This window comes from Granulicella cerasi, from assembly GCF_025685575.1.
In the GTDB taxonomy this organism is placed as follows: Bacteria; Acidobacteriota; Terriglobia; order Terriglobales; family Acidobacteriaceae; genus Granulicella; species Granulicella cerasi.
This window is the reverse complement of sequence record NZ_JAGSYD010000001.1, coordinates 713580-730512: the sequence shown is the minus strand read 5'-3', so window position 1 is coordinate 730512 and position 16933 is coordinate 713580. Positions and strand designations below refer to the sequence as shown.

Below are 16933 nucleotides of genomic sequence, written 5' to 3'. Positions count from 1 at the left end.
TCGCGGTCCTGTTGCTCGCCCCCACACTGCCGCTCGTGCTCGAGCTGCTCGTGCTCTCACTCGCGGCGATCATCAAGCCCGCCTCGCCGCGCGGCACAGCCAACATCGACCTCGCCGTCATCGTGCCCGCGCACAACGAAGAGAAGCTCGTCGGCGCCTGCGTGCGCAGCATCCTCGCCGCGGGTGTGCCCGCCGATAGGATCTTCGTCATCGCGCACAACTGCAAAGACACCACCGTGCAACGCGCCGCCGAAGCAGGAGCCGTTTCACTGCCGCTGAACGACGACGGCGCACGCGGCAAAGGCGCAGCGCTCTTCTACGGTTTCGACATCGCCCTCAGCCACGGCGCAGACGCCGTCATGGTCATCGACGCAGACTCCGAAGCCACGCTTGCGCTCATCGCCGAAGCCCGCGCCGCGTTCTCTGCCGGGGCAGACGCCGTGCAGGCGCGCTATATCGCCGCCGGCGCGCAGAACACCGAACGCCAACGTCTCATGGCACTCGCGCTCTACGGCTTCAACGTGCTGCGTCCGCGCGGACGCGCAACGCTCGGCCTCTCCAGCGGCATCTTCGGCAACGGCTTCGCGCTTTCGCGCGCCACGCTGGAGGCGATCCCCTACACCTCGCACTCGCTCGTCGAAGACCTCGAATACCACCTAGAACTTGTGCGCCGCGGACGCAAAGTCACCTTCCTCGACGCAGCCAACGTCTTCGGCGAAGTCCCCGACAACTCCGCCGCCGCCGGCACACAACGCGCTCGCTGGGAAGGCGGCCGCGCGGCCATGCGCAAGCAGTTCGCGGGGCCGTTACTGCAGGAAGTGCTTCGCGGTCGTATCCGTCTGCTTGAGCCACTGCTCGACCTCATCGCTCTCCCCGTTGGCTCCGGCGTCCCCTTGCTCCTGCTCGGCTTGCTGCCTCCCATCGCGTGGACACGCACCTACGCAGCCACTGGCCTCCTCGCACTGGTGCTCTACGTCGCCGTCTCCGCCGTGCTTTCTGGCCAGCCTCTGGCGATGCTCCGCGCGCTGCTCAGCGTGCCGAAGTACCTTGTCTTCAAGCTGCTGCTGCGCAAGCAGACGAAGGCGGCCGCGGAAGGCAACGCCGGCTGGGTCCGCACCGAGCGCAACGACTAACGCTACACGGCACTCGCCGCAAATTGCCGAATTCCGCAACCTGCGCTAAACTAGAGGAACGCATGAAGGCGCGTAGCTCAGTTGGTTAGAGCGCTACCTTGACACGGTAGAGGTCGTTGGTTCGAATCCAATCGTGCCTACCATTTGATCCAATCATTCAGATCAAATAGAGCGAAAAGCTCAAACCCGCGTTCCACCTTGATCAGGGGAACGCGGGTTTTGTTTTGCGTGCTTGCATGTGCTTCGGCGTTCTAACGCGTGCCATCTTCGCGGTGAGCCATACTCATCAAAACAGCGTATCGGCTCCCGTCTCGGGAAAGCTCGTTCCTTCGATGGCTATTCGGGGTTCCGCCGCTATAGCCAACCACTGGTGATTCCGTAGGCGACGATGCACCCTGATTCTGCACCCGTGATGACGGGTGGAGTGCCTCCGCTTCGGCCGCGCCACCGAGCAAATTACGGCGCACGCCCTTTCATCGATGTTTGGCGGCACTCGGATGAAAGAGCGGCGGCTGGTTGAATGCGATGTCTTACTGTAGCAACGCACGCATCGCTCTATCGCGAGGGGCGATCAATCATTTGTAAATTCCAGAAAGAGTCACATTAGAATCCAGAGCAACATACCGATAGGAGATTATCTGAACCCCGCTCTACCGAGAGATAAGTTTGAAGCTCTAATCGAGAGCAACAATAATCTGATTCATAATGCGGGCGGGCTTCAAGGAGCGAAAATGGCCCTATTTTTCGGCTTCGTTAACGCTTTTCAAAAGACTGCACATGCGTTCTAGGCTTCAACTAGCAGTGGTAATTGCACTTGTTCTTCCTCACGTATCGTCCCTTGCGGCTCAGAATGATGTCGTATGGTATGACTCGGCTACGAGGCTGACCTGGATGAGACGCGACAACGGTAAGGACGTGAACTGGCGAGAAGCCGAAAGGTTTTGCCGAAATTCTCGTGAGTCAAATCATTCAGGCTGGCGTCTACCTACAATAGGGGAACTGCGAACGCTTTACGACTATAATGCGATTTCCATAGGACGCATTCCTAAGTCTCGGTGGCATCCGCAAAAACCTATGATGTTTCACGTGAGAGGGAATTTGTTTTTAACTGGGAACATTTGGAGCGGGACCAAGGTTGACGATTTTGCATTTTTCTTTGATTTCATCAACGGCTATGAAAGAAAAGATGATGCTAGTTTTTATTCCGGTGCTAATGCGAAATCGGACCGACGAGCTATTTGCGTTTCCGATGCAACAAAAACTGAGTAATTGATGTTCCACCTACAAAATCAGCGGAGCTTGTCATTCTTGACTCTCGGTACGAGATAAGGGTAGTCGATATTTTCTGTAATTGGCTTTCGCGATAAGAGCAATGCCTTACCTATAACAATTTGATTATTCAACTTATTAATCATTTGGAGGCAAGAACAGCTATTCAAGCGGGGCAGTTACTGCCCTGCCTAGGCGCGACAATTCTGCGACGCTCATGGACGCGGAAAGCCGTTGACACGGTGGGGAGCTCGACTAGGTCAAAGTACGCCATCAACCCACGATGACACCCTTAGACTTCACGCCTACACAGAGCGTGGCGCGTCATCCGCGTCCCTCCTCGGGCGTTTCTCTCCACACTTTGTTGTGTGGAGGGCCGTTTGACACGGTAGAGGTCGTTGGTTCGAATCCAATCGTGCCTACCATTTGATCCAACCACTTAGATCAAATAGAGCGAAAAGCTCAAACCCGCGTTCCACCCTGAATCAAAATTCAGATCAGGAGGAACGCGGGCTTTGTTTGCGGGTCCAGTTATTCTCTAGTTCGGATTGACAGCGACAGCGACAGGAGAAGCACCCGTAGAGTAGGACGAGGCCCCGCTGACCGACGTGCCGGAAACCGTCACCGCTGTGACCGAGTTGTTGCCATTGTTGGTCACCCATACCGTCCCGGACGCGTCCACAGCCACGCTGCTCGGAGCACTCAGCGAGCTGCTCAGAGCTACAGACCCTGCACCCGAAGGCTGGAATACGCTCAGCGAGTTATTGCCCTTGTTCGGAACCCACACGTTACCGTTGGCGTCAAACGCGATGGCAGAAGGCGCACTCAACAGACCTGAGCCGTAGCTCGTCGGCGCGCCTAGCGTCGCATCCAGCACCGTCAAAGTGTTATTCCCCGCGTTCGTGATCCATACGTTTCCGTATGAATCCACCGCCGCAGCCGAAGGCACCGAAACACCTGTCGGTGCATACTTGATCGCCACAATGTAGGCCGCGGGCGCGGTGGTCAACGTGGGCTGAAACGGAGCGGACGCAGACGCCAGACTGTAGATCCCACTGACATTCAGCCCAGGGTTCTTCGCGATGTTCAGCGCAGCAGTGAGCGTATCGGTCGGCGCGCTGCCACCCGAAGGGGTGGTGTAGGAGAACAAGTTCGCGCAGTAGTTGCTCGAGCCACCAACACCGTTCGTGTTCACGCAAGCTGCAAGACTGTTCGCCAATGTGTTCAGCAGAGCCGACGGAACCGTCGTGCCAGCGGGCACCGTGCCAGGCGTATTGCCCGTCGAGATCGTGACGAGTTTGTTCACCGTAGCGAACGCATTCGTCAGCCCCGTCACGTTCGTCGGTGAGGTGCTCAGCTGCGTCGGCGAACTCATGAACTGCGCCAACGCATACGCGCCCGCTACCGTAGTCACTTCGTTCACCAGCACAAACGTACTCGACGACAGGTTGCCGCAAGCACCCAGCGGAGCCATCTCCGCGATGTTCGCATTCGTCCCCGCGCCCGCGTTGCCGCCCGTGGCCAGCAAGTACACCATCGACGAAGCGTAGGGGCACGTGTACGTTCCCGTGATGGAGAAGTTGCCGTTGCCGTCGGTCTGCACCGTGCTCGTCAGCAGGGCCGTTGCAGGATAGTTATAGCCAACCTGGCTGGCGGCATAGAGCTGAATCGTGCTGCCGGAGATCGGCTGCTGTCCGCCGAACACCTTGCCCTGCGCCTTTACCGTGAGCACCGTCGAACCCGAACTGGCTCCGTTGCCGTTCGTGCCGATACCGCATCCCACCATCGCGAAAGCGGCCATCGTTGCTACGACGAAACCGCCTGCGCGCATCCAGCGTTGCTTCTGAGAAACATTCTTGATCTGCATGTTGATTCTCCTTTCGCTGCCGCCCGCCGGGTCTCCACGGCGGGCGCAGCTGGTATCCGGTTTAGGGCTTGGCTGCCAGAGCGTTGTTGGCCACGGCCTTCACCGTGGGCGTGATCACCGGTGCTGCGGCTCCGATCACTTCCGTGACCGAGTTATCTCCGGAGCTCGTGATCCACACGTTGCCAGAAGCATCGATGTTCAGTGAGCTCGGCGTCGAGCTTGCTGCGGGGAAGCCACTGCTTCCGCTTACCGCAACTCCCGCCCCACTCAGTTCCGACACCGTGCTGTTGCTGTTGGCAACCCACACATTGCCGCCACCGTCGATCGCCAACGCCGCAGGCAGATTCAAACCAGCACCGTTGTATCCGCTGCTGACCACCGTGCCCGTGTTGGAGAACTTCGCCACGCTACTCGCGCTCGTGTTCAACGACCAGATGCTGCCGCTGCCATCGATCGCGATACCCGTGCCACCTCCGCTCGTCGTAGCAAGCGCGCCGCCCGTCGAGTTGATGCCCGACAACGAGCTGCTGCCGTTGACGACCCAGATGTTGCCAGGCAGGATCGTCGTCTTCACCGTTCCGGTGGAGGTAGACCCTGCAAAGTTGGCATCGCCCGAGTAGACCGCCGACAGCGTATGCACCCCGCGCGTCAGCGATGTGGTTGAGATCGTCGCCACGTAGTAGTAGTAGCCGCCCGGCAGATACACCGGCGTGGACGAACCCAGCAGCGTGCTGCCGTCATAGAACGACACCGTGCCGCCCAGCAGCACTGTGCCAGCCGAGGTCTGCGAGGGGCTGCGGGTGATACGAGCGCTGAGCGCGACCGCATTGCCCAGCACCGCGCTCACCGGCGCGTTCAGCGTCGTGCTCGTGATGTTCTGAGCGATCGCCAACGACATCGTTCCCGTGCTGCCCGCGTAGGTCGTGTTTCCGGCATACGCGGTGGTGATCGTGTGGATACCAGCGGTGAGTGCTGTGGTGTTGAGCGTCGCCACGCCTCCACTCAAGCTGGCCGAGCCTACCTGAGCGCCGTCGGAGTAGAAGGACACCGTGCCCGTTGCCGCGCTCGGTGTCACCGTCGCCGTCAGCGGCACCGTCGACAGCACGTAGTAAGCGTTCGCCGTGGACCCCGCCGTCGTGGTCGTCGACGTCAGTGTACCCACGGTCACCGTTTTGGCCAACGATGTAACAGCGGCATAGTTTGCGTCGCCGCTATAGGTTGCCGTAATCGAGTTCGCGCCACTCGCCGTAATCGACGTCGTGGTGAGTGAAGCGACTCCCGCGCTGTTCATCGTGGCCGTACCCAGCGTAGTGCCGGTGGTGGTATCCGTGAACGTCACCGTTCCCGAAGGATTCGAAGAGACCGTCGGCGTAAGCCCTGCAGGGTTTGACACCGTAGCATTCAGCATCACGTTACCGCCGCTGGTGATGGCCGCTGGCGAAAGCGCCAGCGTGATCGTCGGCGTCTGCTGTGCGATCACGAACGAGATCGTGCCCGTGCTCGAGTTGAATGTCGAATCACCCGAGTACGTCGCCGTCACCGTATAACTACCCGCCGACAGAGCCGAGTAGTTCGGGGCTATCAGCAATGAGCTGTAGCCAGCGGATGCAATCAGCGAGCCAGTACCCGTGCCATCCAGCGTCACCGTCAACGGTGCAAGCGGAGCTCCGTTCCGGCTTACCGCAAAGGTGAGCGTGCCTGAGGGAATGCCGTATCCGGAGGTGCTGGCAACCGTCGAATACAGGTCCACCAGATATCCGTAGGGGATCGAAGTCACATTCGTCTGTACATAGCCGTTATAGAAATCGGCCAGGGTCAGCGGAACCGTGCTGGCTTCCTTCGCAATCGTCACCTGCACCGGTGCAGAGTCGCTCGCCGCATAGGTGCCATCGCCTTCATAGTGGGCGTAAACGTTGTAGGTGCCACCAGGCAGGCTGTTCAGCGTACCGCTCGCAGCACCGCCACTCAACGTATAACGCAGCTTTGTGCCCGGCATCGTCGTAGACGCAATGATCGACACATCCCCCGTCGGCGTGCCTGCAGAGGAAGACACAGCGATGCTGTACGCCTGCGAGACGCCGTGCGCTCCGGTCGTCGGAGTCAGCGTAAACGAGGTGCTCGTCGCACTGAACGCCACGCTGCTCCAGTTCGTCGCCACGTTGGCAACGTTCATCGATCCGAGACCGGTCGCCTCATCAAAGCCAGCAGCCGAGTAGAAGCCCAAGCCCGTCGTGTCCGACGAGCTCGACTTCGTACGGTTATCTCCCGCGACCACGTCATGGAAGTTGCAGGTGCTTGCGGGCAGCGTCACCGCGGGTGAAGCCGCTGTCCCGTTCACGGCCTTGCAGTTGCCTGCCACATAATCCTGATTGGCCAGCTTGTAGTAGTAGAAGTTCGCGTTACCCTGGCGGCCACCGTTCTTCTGGTTGATCAGCGCCTGAATACCTGCCTGGAACGGGGTCGCCACCGACGTTCCACCCACCGCGCCAATGCCATAACCGTTGCTCGTGCTGTAGCAGGAGTTCTCCGAGCAGAACACGGCGGCCTCATGCGACGAGGCAGCGATGCCCGAGATATCAGGAACGAGGCGATGCAAGCCCGTGGTAAGCGAACCTGACGCCGCTGCGGCCATGCACGTGCCATTCACCTTGAGCGCGCAGTTCGTCGGGTCCGCCGTGGTCGAGATGCCCGAACCCACCTGCCACGCCGGTCGCGCCGTGAAGATGCTGATGCCGCCACCGCCGCCGACAATGCCCCCGCCCGTCACGGTCGCCGTCGAAAGCGTGTTCAGCTCGTCCGTCGTCAGCGTTCCTTCGTTCCACGCTGCTTCAGGAATGTAGCTCGTCGCCGTCGTGAACGTGTAGCCCGCAGGCACCGGTGCAGCAGAACCCGTTCCCCAGTATTGGTTCGGGCCGTAGTCCACAAACATCGTGCCGCCTACCGCGACGTTGTACGCCGAAGACCCCAGCGCATTCACACCGTAGGCCGTGCCGTAGCTTGTCGTCGTGCGCGTCGAGGAAGAGCAGCCCGTCGCAGCTGAATCACCGGTGGACACAAACACGGTCTGCCCCTGCGCAGCCGCCTGCTGCCAAAGCGTGTTCCAGAACGCCGTGTTCGACTGTCCATTGTTCGTCTCGCATCCGCCGTAGCTCAACGAGATGATGTCCGCGAGATTGTTGTCCACCACGTAGAGGCCAGCATCCCCAATCCCCGACTGCGTGAAGTAGTTCGAGCCGGCGTAAACGTAATTGACGTTCGCACCAGGCGCCATACCACCGGCCCATTCCACGTCGAGATCGGCTTCGCCATCATCCGACGTCGTGCCTGGATCCTGCCCGATCAGCGTGAACGTCGGATCGTTAGCTTTCAGTCCGAACATGGAGCGGAACTGCTGCACGTCCGAAAGGTTGATGTCCGTGCGTCCAAGCACCGCAATCTTCTGCCCCGTGCCATCAATGCCCGTAGTGAGCAGCGGCGTGCTGTTGAAGATGATCGCCGCGTCCCCCGGCGTCACATAGTGCGCACCGCTCGAGGTGCTCGTGTACAGCGGGCTGGAGATTCCGTTGTTCGCATAAGCCGTCGCATAGGGCGTAGAGAACTGCACATTGCGCGCGCCCACAGCGTTCGACTTCGGCTGGAAATCATTCAGCGAAGCAATGCCGCGCACTACCGACGCGAACGCCTGCGGAATCGCAATGTCCGTCGTGTTCGTAATGTGCGCTTCGCCGTCCACCGTCACCTGGTGAATCTCCGTAGCAAACGCCGCTTCCACCTGCCCTGCAGTACCGGAGAACGTGATCACGCGGCTGCTCTTCGCCACGCTGTCCACGCTGAACCCCTGGTCCTGCAGCCATGCCGTGATCTTGGCCACGTCCGACGACGCTACGCCGAACGACTGCGCGTAAGTCTCCGGCGTCAGCCATTTGTGATAATTCGCTGAGTTCTTATCCTGCTGCTGACTCAGCAGAGTCTGCAACGCGAGCTCCTGCTCGTCGGACGCCGCGAGCACCAGCAACATGTGTTTCGCGGGCAGACTCGCACTCACACGAGCTCCCACCGTGGCATGGTCCGCCACCGCCGGATGCGTATACGGCAGACGAACGGTGCTCTTCGCATCGATCGTTTGCGTGATGCGCGCTACCTGATGAGCCGCGACCTGGGCAGATGCCGTCACGCTGAACGCGGAGGGCACCAGAAGAGCGAAGCTGGATTGAAGTGCAAAACGTTTGATACCTGAGGGGATGGGCATGGGACTCCTCGCAGAACTTCCATGGATCAGGAATTGATCGCTGGAAGACCAGGACAGCAGGGTTTTTACTTACGTGTGCCTCAGTTGTAATTCAAACCAGTGTGCTTCTGGAGAGAAATTCCTCAAGTCTTGAAAATAGCTGTATTCACGGCCTTCTTACATCGATATGCGACCCAAAATCGCAGCTTGGACACACACGTTAAATAAGAAACTGAACCGCGAAAGATCGTCCGACTTAAACAAGCCGGTAAGTTCCGACAACCACGTAGACCCAATACATCAAAACCCTCGTTCCACCCTTGAGGGGAGAACGAGGGTCTTTGGAAACGGTGGGGGATGGTGATCGATACGCCTGCGACGAGGCATGGTGCAGCGCTCTGCTAGACAGCAGCACCCAGCAGATGACGACGAAGCGCGTGCTCAAACGCTTCCGCATTCATCGCCGGGAGTTCCACCGCAGTCTTCTCCACCGAAAGCTGAGCTTTCGGCACGAAGACGGGCATCGCCGATCGAGGTGCCGCCAGCGCATTCGGCTCGGCGAGCTTCTTGGGTCTCGGTTGATACACACGCTTCATCTTCGCCGGCACCACTACGGTCTTCGGCTCCGAAGAGTCGAGCAACGTCGGCTCAACGCGCTTCGCCTCAGGGGCGCGCTTGCGCTCCGGCCGTGTCGCAACAGCAAATTTCTTTCTGCTGGCAAGTCCGCTGACAACCTCACGGATCGCCTGAAGCTTGCTGATTTCTCTGTCGAGTTCAAGAACAATTGCTGCAAAATCCATTACGACTAGCATGAGGCATCGGAGCACTACATAGCAATGCAGCGGTCAGATACCGGTCACTTTCTTTGATTGACTGAATCCTGTGCATCGAATCCAGGCTGCATACCTAGACTCCGACCACATGCTCGATCACCAACGTTTGCGCTTCCTGCGCCTTCTGCTCTTCGATCAACGTGAGCAGCTTGTAGTGCTCTTCGGCGGCGCGCACCAGGCGAGCATACGTGTTTTTCCGCCGGTTCTGTGACACAGGCGCGCGGTTGCGCAGCTCGAAGATCATCGCAACCAGCTCACCATTCGGGCACGGCGCCAGCAAAGCTGCATGAAAGTTTCGGTTCGTCTGCTCCTGCTCGATCACCGTTCCGTTCTTCACGGCGTATTCGAACTTCTCCGCAAGCGAACGCAAGTTCGCAAAGTCGAGATCTTCGACGTGACCACAGAGTTGCAGCACGGCTTCGCCTTCAAGCACTCCGCGCACCTGCAGAATCTGGTGCAGGCGCTGCTCATCCAACTCGCGCACACGATACCCGCGATTGGCCTCGAGCGTCACAAGGCCCTTCTCCTCCAGTCGGCTCAAAGCCTCACGCAAGAGAATGCGGCTGCAGCCGAAGCGCCGCTCCAAATCAGCCTGCTTCAACCACGTGCCCACCGGCAGCTGTCCAAAGCTAATTTCATCTTCCAGGCATCGCACGAGCTCCGGCACGCGCAATGTCGAAGGCACCACCATCTCACCCATGAACCTTCTCCACTACAGCGCTGTGACTCGACCGTCACAGCGCCCCACCTGTAGTTATTTTTATGCTGTTTCGTTCAGGAACGTCGAAACTTCTTTCAGCGCGATGTCATCCGGCACACCGTGGTTCGATTTTGGCACGATCACCAGCTTCGACCCCTTGATCTCCGCCGCAATCATCTGCGACTGGTCAGGCGTGCAAATCCAATCTGCCTCACCACACATCACCAGCGTCGGCACCTTGATCGCGCCCATCTTGCCGATCACATCATAGCTATGGTCCGCATACAGATCGTTGTGTACCTTCGCGTGATAGATGCCCCTGCGCGCCGTCTCCAGAATGGCATTGTGATCGATCGGCTTATCGTCTGGCGCATACATCGGATACAGCGAGTACATAATCAAGCGGAACTCGTTGTCATCGATGATCGTCGGCGTAAATATCTTGCGCAACATCTCTTCGGTCGCCATCGGGGCCTTCTCTGCGGCCTTCTTGCGGAAGCTCTCGTACGCTCCGATCTCGTTCCGCCAGCTGGGCGTCGTGCCGCGCAGGCACAGATGCGAAAGCGAATCCGGATACTTGATCGCATAGCTCAACGCGATCATGCCGCCGAACGATCCGCCAAGCAGCACCATCTTCTTACCGCCACCCAGCTTGATGCGAATCTGCTCGATGTCATCGCAGATCTGGTCGAAGGTATACGGCGGCGTGAGGCTCGAGTAACCATGCCCACGCATATCAAAGCCGATCAGGCGATACTTCTCCGCCAGCGGAAGATAGGTGTGATACACGCCCGGATACGTGCCGAATCCGCGGCCACCATGCAGCACAATCATCGGATGCTCGTTGTGCTCACCCGCCATCGAGTAGTTGATCGTCGCACCATTGATCTCTACCTTCAAGTCCCCACCTTCCTTATGCACAGGCTTCGAATTCGGAGTCGGTGCAGTTTGCGCCACACCGCTCACAGCAGCTCCTGCGGCCAACATTCCAAGCACGGCCTCTCTACGATTCATCTTCATCGTCTCGCTCCTTAGACTGTAGCTACTGCGTAATCACCCAGGGTCATCATCAACGTGTTGGCCCACGAAAACATCGACGTCGCGTGCAGCAGATCGAGACACTCGGCCTCGCTCAACCCGGCACGCTGCAAAACCTCGTGGTCACTTGGCCCCACGCTCTCCGGTTGCACCGTGATCTTGCGCGCGTACTCAAAGATCGCAGCCAACCGGGCATCGAGTGCGCTCGTGTCATCCGAAGCCAGCAGGGCGTGGATCACGTCCTCCGCGCCACCCAGTTCGATGAAGCGACGGCCATGAATCGACGCGCAGTAAACGCATCCGTTCACGCGCGACACCGCAAACATGGAGAACTCACGCTCAGCCCGCGACAGACCGTCGCGACTGTAGACGATGTCGTTGTACAACGCCATGCGTGCGGACAACGCTTCCGGCGCATGCGCCAAGGTGCGGAAGTACGGCGAGTCGCGCGTCACCGCACCCGCAGCGGTCAACGCTCTCATCTGCGCTTCGTTTGCTTCTTCCAACTTCACCGCAGGCGCCCACGGACGCCACTTCAAGACCTCAAGCGTGAAAGGGATATTCGCCATTAGCGCGCCTCCTTCTGCCACATCCGCATCCCGTGCAGCACACGTGCCTGATACGTCACATACGCCACAATCTGCGCCAGTTCTACAAGCTGCTTCAGCGTGAGCCCCGCCGCCAACAGCGCATCGACATCCGCCTTCTGTGCCGTGGCCGGACTCTTCACCATCAACGCAACGTGCTTCGCCATCACGCCCCACAGCGCAGGTTCCTCGCCGCTGTACACCGCATCAAGCTCCTGCTTGCACTCCTCAGCCAACCGCTTATGCGGCACGAGCGAAGCAGCGGTCCACGCAACGAACGCACGCGCAGCAAGCGACAACCCATCACCCACCTCAGGACGAAGGTACGCATCATCCACCGCATCGAAGGCCGCGTACGTCTTCGGCCGCAGCGCGATCAGTGCCTCTGCATCCACACCCTCGTCAAGCCCGCGCAACGCAGGATGAACTCTCGCCTCAACCTCTGTCATTCACTCCTCCACTCGTCTCCCAGCAACTCTGGCGTGCTGTACTCCTGCAACGCCTTCCAGTGCTGCTCAATGTCTTCGACATAAAAACCTTCCGCGACTCCCGCCGCCAACCACGCAGCGCCTTCGCTCACACGCGGAATATCGCCGCTCACCTTGCCAAGACTCAACGTCGCTGCATGATTGAAGCAGTGCACCTGTTTCACCCACGGCGTCGCTCCCGCCTCGCGCTCGGCGAACTGAAACGAAGAGTTGATGTAGGGCGAAATGCTCAACTCTTCATCCTCCAATCCCGCAGGCGGCGTATAACGATCGCGCCACAGCAGCACGTTCTCCGCACCAGCCAACACGCCATCGTCTTCGCGCATACGAACGCTGAAGCCTGTGCCGAAGATCACATGGTCCGTCACAATCTCGTCGCCCTTGTTCGTCAGCAAGCCGATCGCGCCATCCTCAATCAATCGCACGCCCATCACCGACGTGCCGAGGTGCAGCGAAGCATTCCCATGCTGACTCACACGCATCACCGAAGCGCGCGGCGGAGGCGTCTGCGTGCGCTGGCTGTAGTGCATGATGCGCCAGCGCCACTCATCTGGCAGCGCCGGAAATCCGTGCGTAAAGCCAAAGCTGCCAATGCCCATCAGCTTGTTGATCGCAGGCAGCGCGCTGCGCCGCACCAGCAGGCGCACCTCCGCCGCACCGTGCTCCAATGCCTCGGCCGCATTGTCCATCGCCGAAGCACCCGCGCCGATCACGACCACGCGCTTGCCCTTCAAACCGTCGAAGTCCACCATGTCGCTCGAGTGCGTCCACACGGCGCGCGGCAGGCTTTCACCCCATGCAGGAATCACAGGTGCCCCTTGCCCGGAGCGTCCTGTGGCCATCACGACCTTGCGCGCAAACACATCGAACGTCGCCTCGCCACGCCGCACACGGACGCGCAGCACACCATCTTCACTGGGCTCGACACGCTCGACCGTGCACTCGTTCTCCACGGGCAGCTGCAGCACCTCGCGATACCAGCAGAGATACTCCATCCACGTCTCGCGCGGAATCTTATCTAACGCCTCCCACGCCGCATCGCCGAACTTCGCTTCGTACCAAGCACGGAACGTCAGCGCTGGCAGATCGCCCGCGGGGCCAGTCAGGTTCTTCGGCGAACGCAATGTACGCATCCGCGCAAACGTTACCCAGGGCCCTTCCTTGCCGGCGGGCGAGCTATCGAAGATCCGCAGCCGATGGATACCTTTACGCTTCAGCGCGAACGCTGCCGCTAAACCACACATGCCTCCGCCAATGATGACGACATCACTGATCGCCGCACCATGCGCAGTCTCTCGCTCCGGCGTCCAATTCTCCGGCGGATAATTCAACGCTCGCAGATCACTGCGCAAGCGTTCTTCCAGCAAGAGCAAACCATTTTCAACGGACGTCATCAACGCGCCTCCGAAAGAGTGAAATCTGAGGCACGCGTCCAGTCATCGGGCCGCGCATGCCAACGCACACGACGGTTGATGCCGTACGTCAGCGGTTCAGCAAAGAGAAACAATGCAGGCGCCTGATCGCACATCCGCTGCGTCGCGCGCGCGTAAGCGGCCTTGCGCTTCTCAGGATCCAGCGTGCGATTGCCCTCTTCCAGCGCAGCCGCGAAGGGCGCGTCCTTCCAGTACGCATAAGGGCTGTTCGGCGCAAACAACGTGAGAATGCCCGCAGCATCCAGCGATGGCCACGCCTGCGCAATGTAAGCCATCGAGGCCATATCGTTGGCCTTCAGATATTTCGTCATGTACAGGCTGAAATCCATCTCGTGCATTCGCACGCCGATGCCCAGCACCTCTTCGATCTGCCCGGCGATCGCCTGCGCGATCTCATCGTCCTCGAAGTACGAGCCCGCCGGAACATCGAGATCGATCACACCGTTCTTCGGAAAGCCTGACTCCTTCAACAACTGCCGCGCACGCGCAGGATCATATGGAGTCGGCTTCAGCGCCGGGTTATATCCGAAGTAAGAAGGCGTCAACACCTGGCAGTTGAGCACGTCGCCCGTACCGCCCAACAACGTATCGTGAATCGTCTGCTTGTCCACCGCATAATTCAATGCCTGCCGTAGCTTCACGTTGTTGTAGAACGGCGGCTTCAGCGTATTGAACTTGATGATCGTCGCGCGACTCGCACTCAGCTTGCCCGTTGCCAAAGAGCGGTCCGCATCCACGCGCTTCAAATCCTCCAACGGTATCGAGCGCACAAAATCGACCTCATGCCCCAGCAGCGCAAACGTGCGCGTCGCCGGCTCCGTAAGAATGCGAAAGGTCACCGTCTGGAACTTCGGCTGCGCACCCCAATATCCCTTGCGCGCACTCAACACAATGCGATCTCCGGGCACATACTGCTTCAGCTCATACGGCCCACTGCCCAACGCTTTTGTTGCCGGATGATGCGCCGCAGCCCACTTCGGCGGCAGCAGATACAACATCGTCAACTGCGCCAGCAGACTCGGAAACGGCACCTTCGTGTGCACCTGCAGCACCGTAGGCGAGATCACGTCCACGTGATCGATCGCTCGAAACCACGGCTTGATGCGCGAGTTCGTCTTCGCATCCAACACCCGCAGAAAATTCCATCGCACCGCACTGCTATCCAGCGCTTCACCATCGGCAAAGCGCACGCCCGGCCGCAGCTTGAACTCCCACGTGTCGTCATCCAGATTGCGCCACGACAGGGCGATCTGCGGTTGCAACTTCAGGTCCGCATCGCGCGTCACCAGCGAATCATAGATGTGGCTCGCCACGCTCAGGTCTGTACTCACTGAGCCGGACATGTGCGGATCAAGCGTATTCACGGTAGCCTGCAGGCCAATCGTCAACGACTGCGCAGAGCACAACGCACTCGTGATGACACTCACGGCGACCAGCAGGGAACGAAGCATCTTCATGCGCGACTCCCTTCACGCAGCACGAAGTGCCCCGGCGCTACCTCGACCTCTTCGCACACAACAGGTAGCGGCCTTGGTCGCTCCACGTGCCCCCACACCGCATCGGGATCAGGTACCGGCGTTGCGCGCAGCAACAACTGCGTGTACTCATGCTGCGGATCTTCAAATACCTGCTCCACCGCGCCTCGCTCCACCACGCGCCCCGACTGCAGCACGACGATATCGTGGCAAAGGAACCGCACCATCGACAGATTGTGCGAGACGAAGACATACGACACGCCGCGCGCGTCCTGCAGATCGCGCAGCAAGTTCATAATCTGCGCCTGCACCGAAACATCCAGCGCCGTCACAGGCTCATCGGCAACGATCAACTGCGGCTCTGTCGCCAAGGCTCGCGCGATCGCAAGCCGCTGACGCTGACCACCCGAAAGCTGCCGCGGATAACGCGACAACAACGCAGTATCCAACCCCACCAGCTTCATCAACTCCGCCAACCGCTCGCGACCAGCATCACCTGCAAGCCTGATGCCTGACGCATCGAACGGCTCCGCGAGAATCGACGCCGCGCGCATACGCGGATTCAGCGACGAGAGCGGGTCCTGAAAGACCGCCTGCACATCCCGATGAAAAGCCTTACGCTGCTGCGCCGTAAACGTACGCATATCATCGCCCGCGAAACGAACGACGCCTGAGGTCGGCTGCTCCAGCTTCAACAACATGCGGCACAATGTCGATTTGCCCGAGCCAGACTCGCCCACAATGCCGAGCGTGCGGCCCTTCTGCACGCGCAGCGAAACATCGCGCAAGACCTCATGCACGCCACGCTTCTGCAGCCAAGACCCCGGCAACGGGTACGCGTGCGAAAGCTTCAGCGCTTCCAGCAAAGGCGCCTGCATCACTTCCATGCATCGCCTCCTCGCCGCGCCAACTCAGCCTTCAGGTCATACCACGCCGCCACTTCATGCCCAGGCTCGCCATCAACCACCGGCAACATCGGTGGCATCTCTTCAAAGCATCGTGCCGTCGCAAAAGGATTACGCGGAGCAAACGGGTCGCCCACGACGCGTTCTGTCGCGCGCGGCAACTGCCCATCCATCTGCGGCAACCGCTGCTCCTGACGCCGGGGATCGGGCGTCGAACGCAGCAAACCATACGTGTACGCATTTCGCGGATCGCGATAGATCGAGCGCACCGGCCCACGCTCCAACATGCGGCCCGCGTACATCACCTGCACCGTCTCCGCCAGCATCGCGGTCACCGCAAGATCATGCGTGATCCACAACACCGCCAGCCCAAGCTGCTTGCGCAGTCGCTGCACCATCTCCACAATGCGCGCCTGCACCGTCACATCGAGCGCCGTCGTCGGCTCATCCGCAATCAACAGCTTCGGCCCGCAAGCCACAGCCATCGCAATCATCACGCGCTGTCGCATACCACCCGAAAGCTGATGCGGATACTGCTCCAGCGCACGCTTCGGCTCAACGATGCCGACCATGTCGAGCAACTCTTCGCAGCGCGTGCGCCGCTCCCCACGCCCCAACGATGAGTGCCGCTGCAGCGTGTCTTCCAACTGTTGCTGAATCGTCAGCACGGGATTCAACGAAGACATCGGGTCCTGCGGTACATAGCCAATCTCGCGCCCGCGAATCTCGCTCAACTCACGCTCGCTCATCGTCAGCAGCGAGCGCCCCTCAAACTTCACATCGCCTTCGACAATCGCCTTGCCCCGCAGCAGTCCGAGCATTCCCAACACATGCACGCTCTTCCCGCTTCCGCTCTCGCCAATGGTGGCCAGTGCCTCCTGCGCATGCAACGCGTAGGAGATCCCGTTGACCGCGAAGACAGTACCTTCGCGGACCGGGATATGCACGACCAACTCATTGACCTCGAGCAACGCCAT

13 protein-coding genes and 1 tRNA gene are annotated in these 16933 nt (G+C 59.8%); 3 read left to right on the top strand and 11 right to left on the bottom strand.

Going from position 1 to position 16933, the window contains the following annotated elements; all coding sequences use genetic code 11:
• Positions 1 to 11: 11 nt before the first annotated feature.
• From OHL11_RS03075 to OHL11_RS17255, 3 genes are all read left to right on the top strand, one after another.
• On the top strand, positions 12 to 1133 hold the full coding sequence (locus tag OHL11_RS03075; protein WP_263370006.1) for a glycosyltransferase family 2 protein: 1122 nt from the start codon (positions 12 to 14) through the stop codon (positions 1131 to 1133).
• Positions 1134 to 1199: 66 nt separating this feature from the next.
• Positions 1200 to 1276, top strand: a tRNA-Val gene (locus OHL11_RS03070).
• A gap of 562 nt (positions 1277 to 1838) precedes the next feature.
• The gene (locus OHL11_RS17255; RefSeq protein ID WP_390235327.1) at positions 1839 to 2402 is read left to right on the top strand and encodes an Lcl domain-containing protein; all 564 of its coding nucleotides are present in this window, start codon (positions 1839 to 1841) and stop codon (positions 2400 to 2402) included.
• 538 nt (positions 2403 to 2940) lie between these two features.
• Here the strand turns inward: OHL11_RS17255 and OHL11_RS03065 are convergent.
• The 11 genes from OHL11_RS03065 to OHL11_RS03015 all read right to left on the bottom strand — a co-directional run bounded on the left by OHL11_RS03065 (position 2941) and on the right by OHL11_RS03015 (position 16933).
• Positions 2941 to 4269 carry an NHL repeat-containing protein gene (locus OHL11_RS03065; RefSeq protein WP_263370005.1) on the bottom strand — a complete coding sequence of 443 codons (1329 nt, stop codon included), beginning with the start codon at positions 4267 to 4269 and terminating at the stop codon, positions 2941 to 2943.
• Positions 4270 to 4330: 61 nt separating this feature from the next.
• The gene (locus OHL11_RS03060) at positions 4331 to 8518 is read right to left on the bottom strand and encodes an Ig-like domain repeat protein (protein WP_263370004.1); all 4188 of its coding nucleotides are present in this window, start codon (positions 8516 to 8518) and stop codon (positions 4331 to 4333) included.
• Positions 8519 to 8898: 380 nt separating this feature from the next.
• Positions 8899 to 9297, bottom strand: coding sequence for a hypothetical protein (locus OHL11_RS03055; RefSeq protein WP_263370003.1), 399 nt, complete (start codon positions 9295 to 9297; stop codon positions 8899 to 8901).
• 106 nt (positions 9298 to 9403) lie between these two features.
• The gene (locus OHL11_RS03050; RefSeq protein ID WP_263370002.1) at positions 9404 to 10030 is read right to left on the bottom strand and encodes a GntR family transcriptional regulator; all 627 of its coding nucleotides are present in this window, start codon (positions 10028 to 10030) and stop codon (positions 9404 to 9406) included.
• Between the two features lie 60 nt (positions 10031 to 10090).
• Positions 10091 to 11050, bottom strand: coding sequence for an alpha/beta fold hydrolase (locus OHL11_RS03045; RefSeq protein WP_263370001.1), 960 nt, complete (start codon positions 11048 to 11050; stop codon positions 10091 to 10093).
• 11 nt (positions 11051 to 11061) lie between these two features.
• On the bottom strand, positions 11062 to 11637 hold the full coding sequence (locus OHL11_RS03040) for a peroxidase-related enzyme (RefSeq protein ID WP_263370000.1): 576 nt from the start codon (positions 11635 to 11637) through the stop codon (positions 11062 to 11064).
• Complete coding sequence (locus OHL11_RS03035; protein WP_263369999.1) at positions 11637 to 12104, bottom strand: hypothetical protein; 468 nt, start codon at positions 12102 to 12104, stop codon at positions 11637 to 11639. Before OHL11_RS03035 ends, OHL11_RS03040 begins: the two co-directional genes overlap by 1 nt.
• Positions 12101 to 13537 (bottom strand): NAD(P)-binding domain-containing protein, encoded by a 1437-nt coding sequence (locus OHL11_RS03030; protein WP_263369998.1) that lies wholly within the window; start codon positions 13535 to 13537, stop codon positions 12101 to 12103. The genes OHL11_RS03035 and OHL11_RS03030 overlap by 4 nt, the downstream gene beginning before the upstream one ends.
• The gene (locus OHL11_RS03025; RefSeq protein ID WP_263369997.1) at positions 13537 to 15033 is read right to left on the bottom strand and encodes an ABC transporter substrate-binding protein; all 1497 of its coding nucleotides are present in this window, start codon (positions 15031 to 15033) and stop codon (positions 13537 to 13539) included. Before OHL11_RS03025 ends, OHL11_RS03030 begins: the two co-directional genes overlap by 1 nt.
• Entirely contained in the window at positions 15030 to 15938 is a 909-nt protein-coding gene (locus tag OHL11_RS03020) for an ATP-binding cassette domain-containing protein (protein WP_263369996.1), read from the bottom strand. The genes OHL11_RS03025 and OHL11_RS03020 overlap by 4 nt, the downstream gene beginning before the upstream one ends.
• Positions 15929 to 16933, bottom strand: a complete 1005-nt coding sequence (locus OHL11_RS03015; RefSeq protein ID WP_263369995.1) for an ABC transporter ATP-binding protein — start codon at positions 16931 to 16933, stop codon at positions 15929 to 15931. Before OHL11_RS03015 ends, OHL11_RS03020 begins: the two co-directional genes overlap by 10 nt.

Bases quoted from the DNA above. Each gene is read 5' to 3' on its own strand.
- OHL11_RS17255 (WP_390235327.1), top strand. From the start codon at position 1,839: ATGCGGGCGGGCTTCAAGGAGCGAAAATGGCCCTATTTTTCGGCTTCG.
- OHL11_RS03065 (WP_263370005.1), bottom strand. From the start codon at position 4,269: ATGCAGATCAAGAATGTTTCTCAGAAGCAACGCTGGATGCGCGCAGGC.
- OHL11_RS03060 (WP_263370004.1), bottom strand. From the start codon at position 8,518: ATGCCCATCCCCTCAGGTATCAAACGTTTTGCACTTCAATCCAGCTTC.
- OHL11_RS03055 (WP_263370003.1), bottom strand. From the start codon at position 9,297: ATGGATTTTGCAGCAATTGTTCTTGAACTCGACAGAGAAATCAGCAAG.
- OHL11_RS03050 (WP_263370002.1), bottom strand. From the start codon at position 10,030: ATGGGTGAGATGGTGGTGCCTTCGACATTGCGCGTGCCGGAGCTCGTG.
- OHL11_RS03045 (WP_263370001.1), bottom strand. From the start codon at position 11,050: ATGAAGATGAATCGTAGAGAGGCCGTGCTTGGAATGTTGGCCGCAGGA.
- OHL11_RS03040 (WP_263370000.1), bottom strand. From the start codon at position 11,637: ATGGCGAATATCCCTTTCACGCTTGAGGTCTTGAAGTGGCGTCCGTGG.
- OHL11_RS03035 (WP_263369999.1), bottom strand. From the start codon at position 12,104: ATGACAGAGGTTGAGGCGAGAGTTCATCCTGCGTTGCGCGGGCTTGAC.
- OHL11_RS03030 (WP_263369998.1), bottom strand. From the start codon at position 13,537: ATGACGTCCGTTGAAAATGGTTTGCTCTTGCTGGAAGAACGCTTGCGC.
- OHL11_RS03025 (WP_263369997.1), bottom strand. From the start codon at position 15,033: ATGAAGATGCTTCGTTCCCTGCTGGTCGCCGTGAGTGTCATCACGAGT.
- OHL11_RS03020 (WP_263369996.1), bottom strand. From the start codon at position 15,938: ATGGAAGTGATGCAGGCGCCTTTGCTGGAAGCGCTGAAGCTTTCGCAC.
- OHL11_RS03015 (WP_263369995.1), bottom strand. From the start codon at position 16,933: ATGGCGTTGCTCGAGGTCAATGAGTTGGTCGTGCATATCCCGGTCCGC.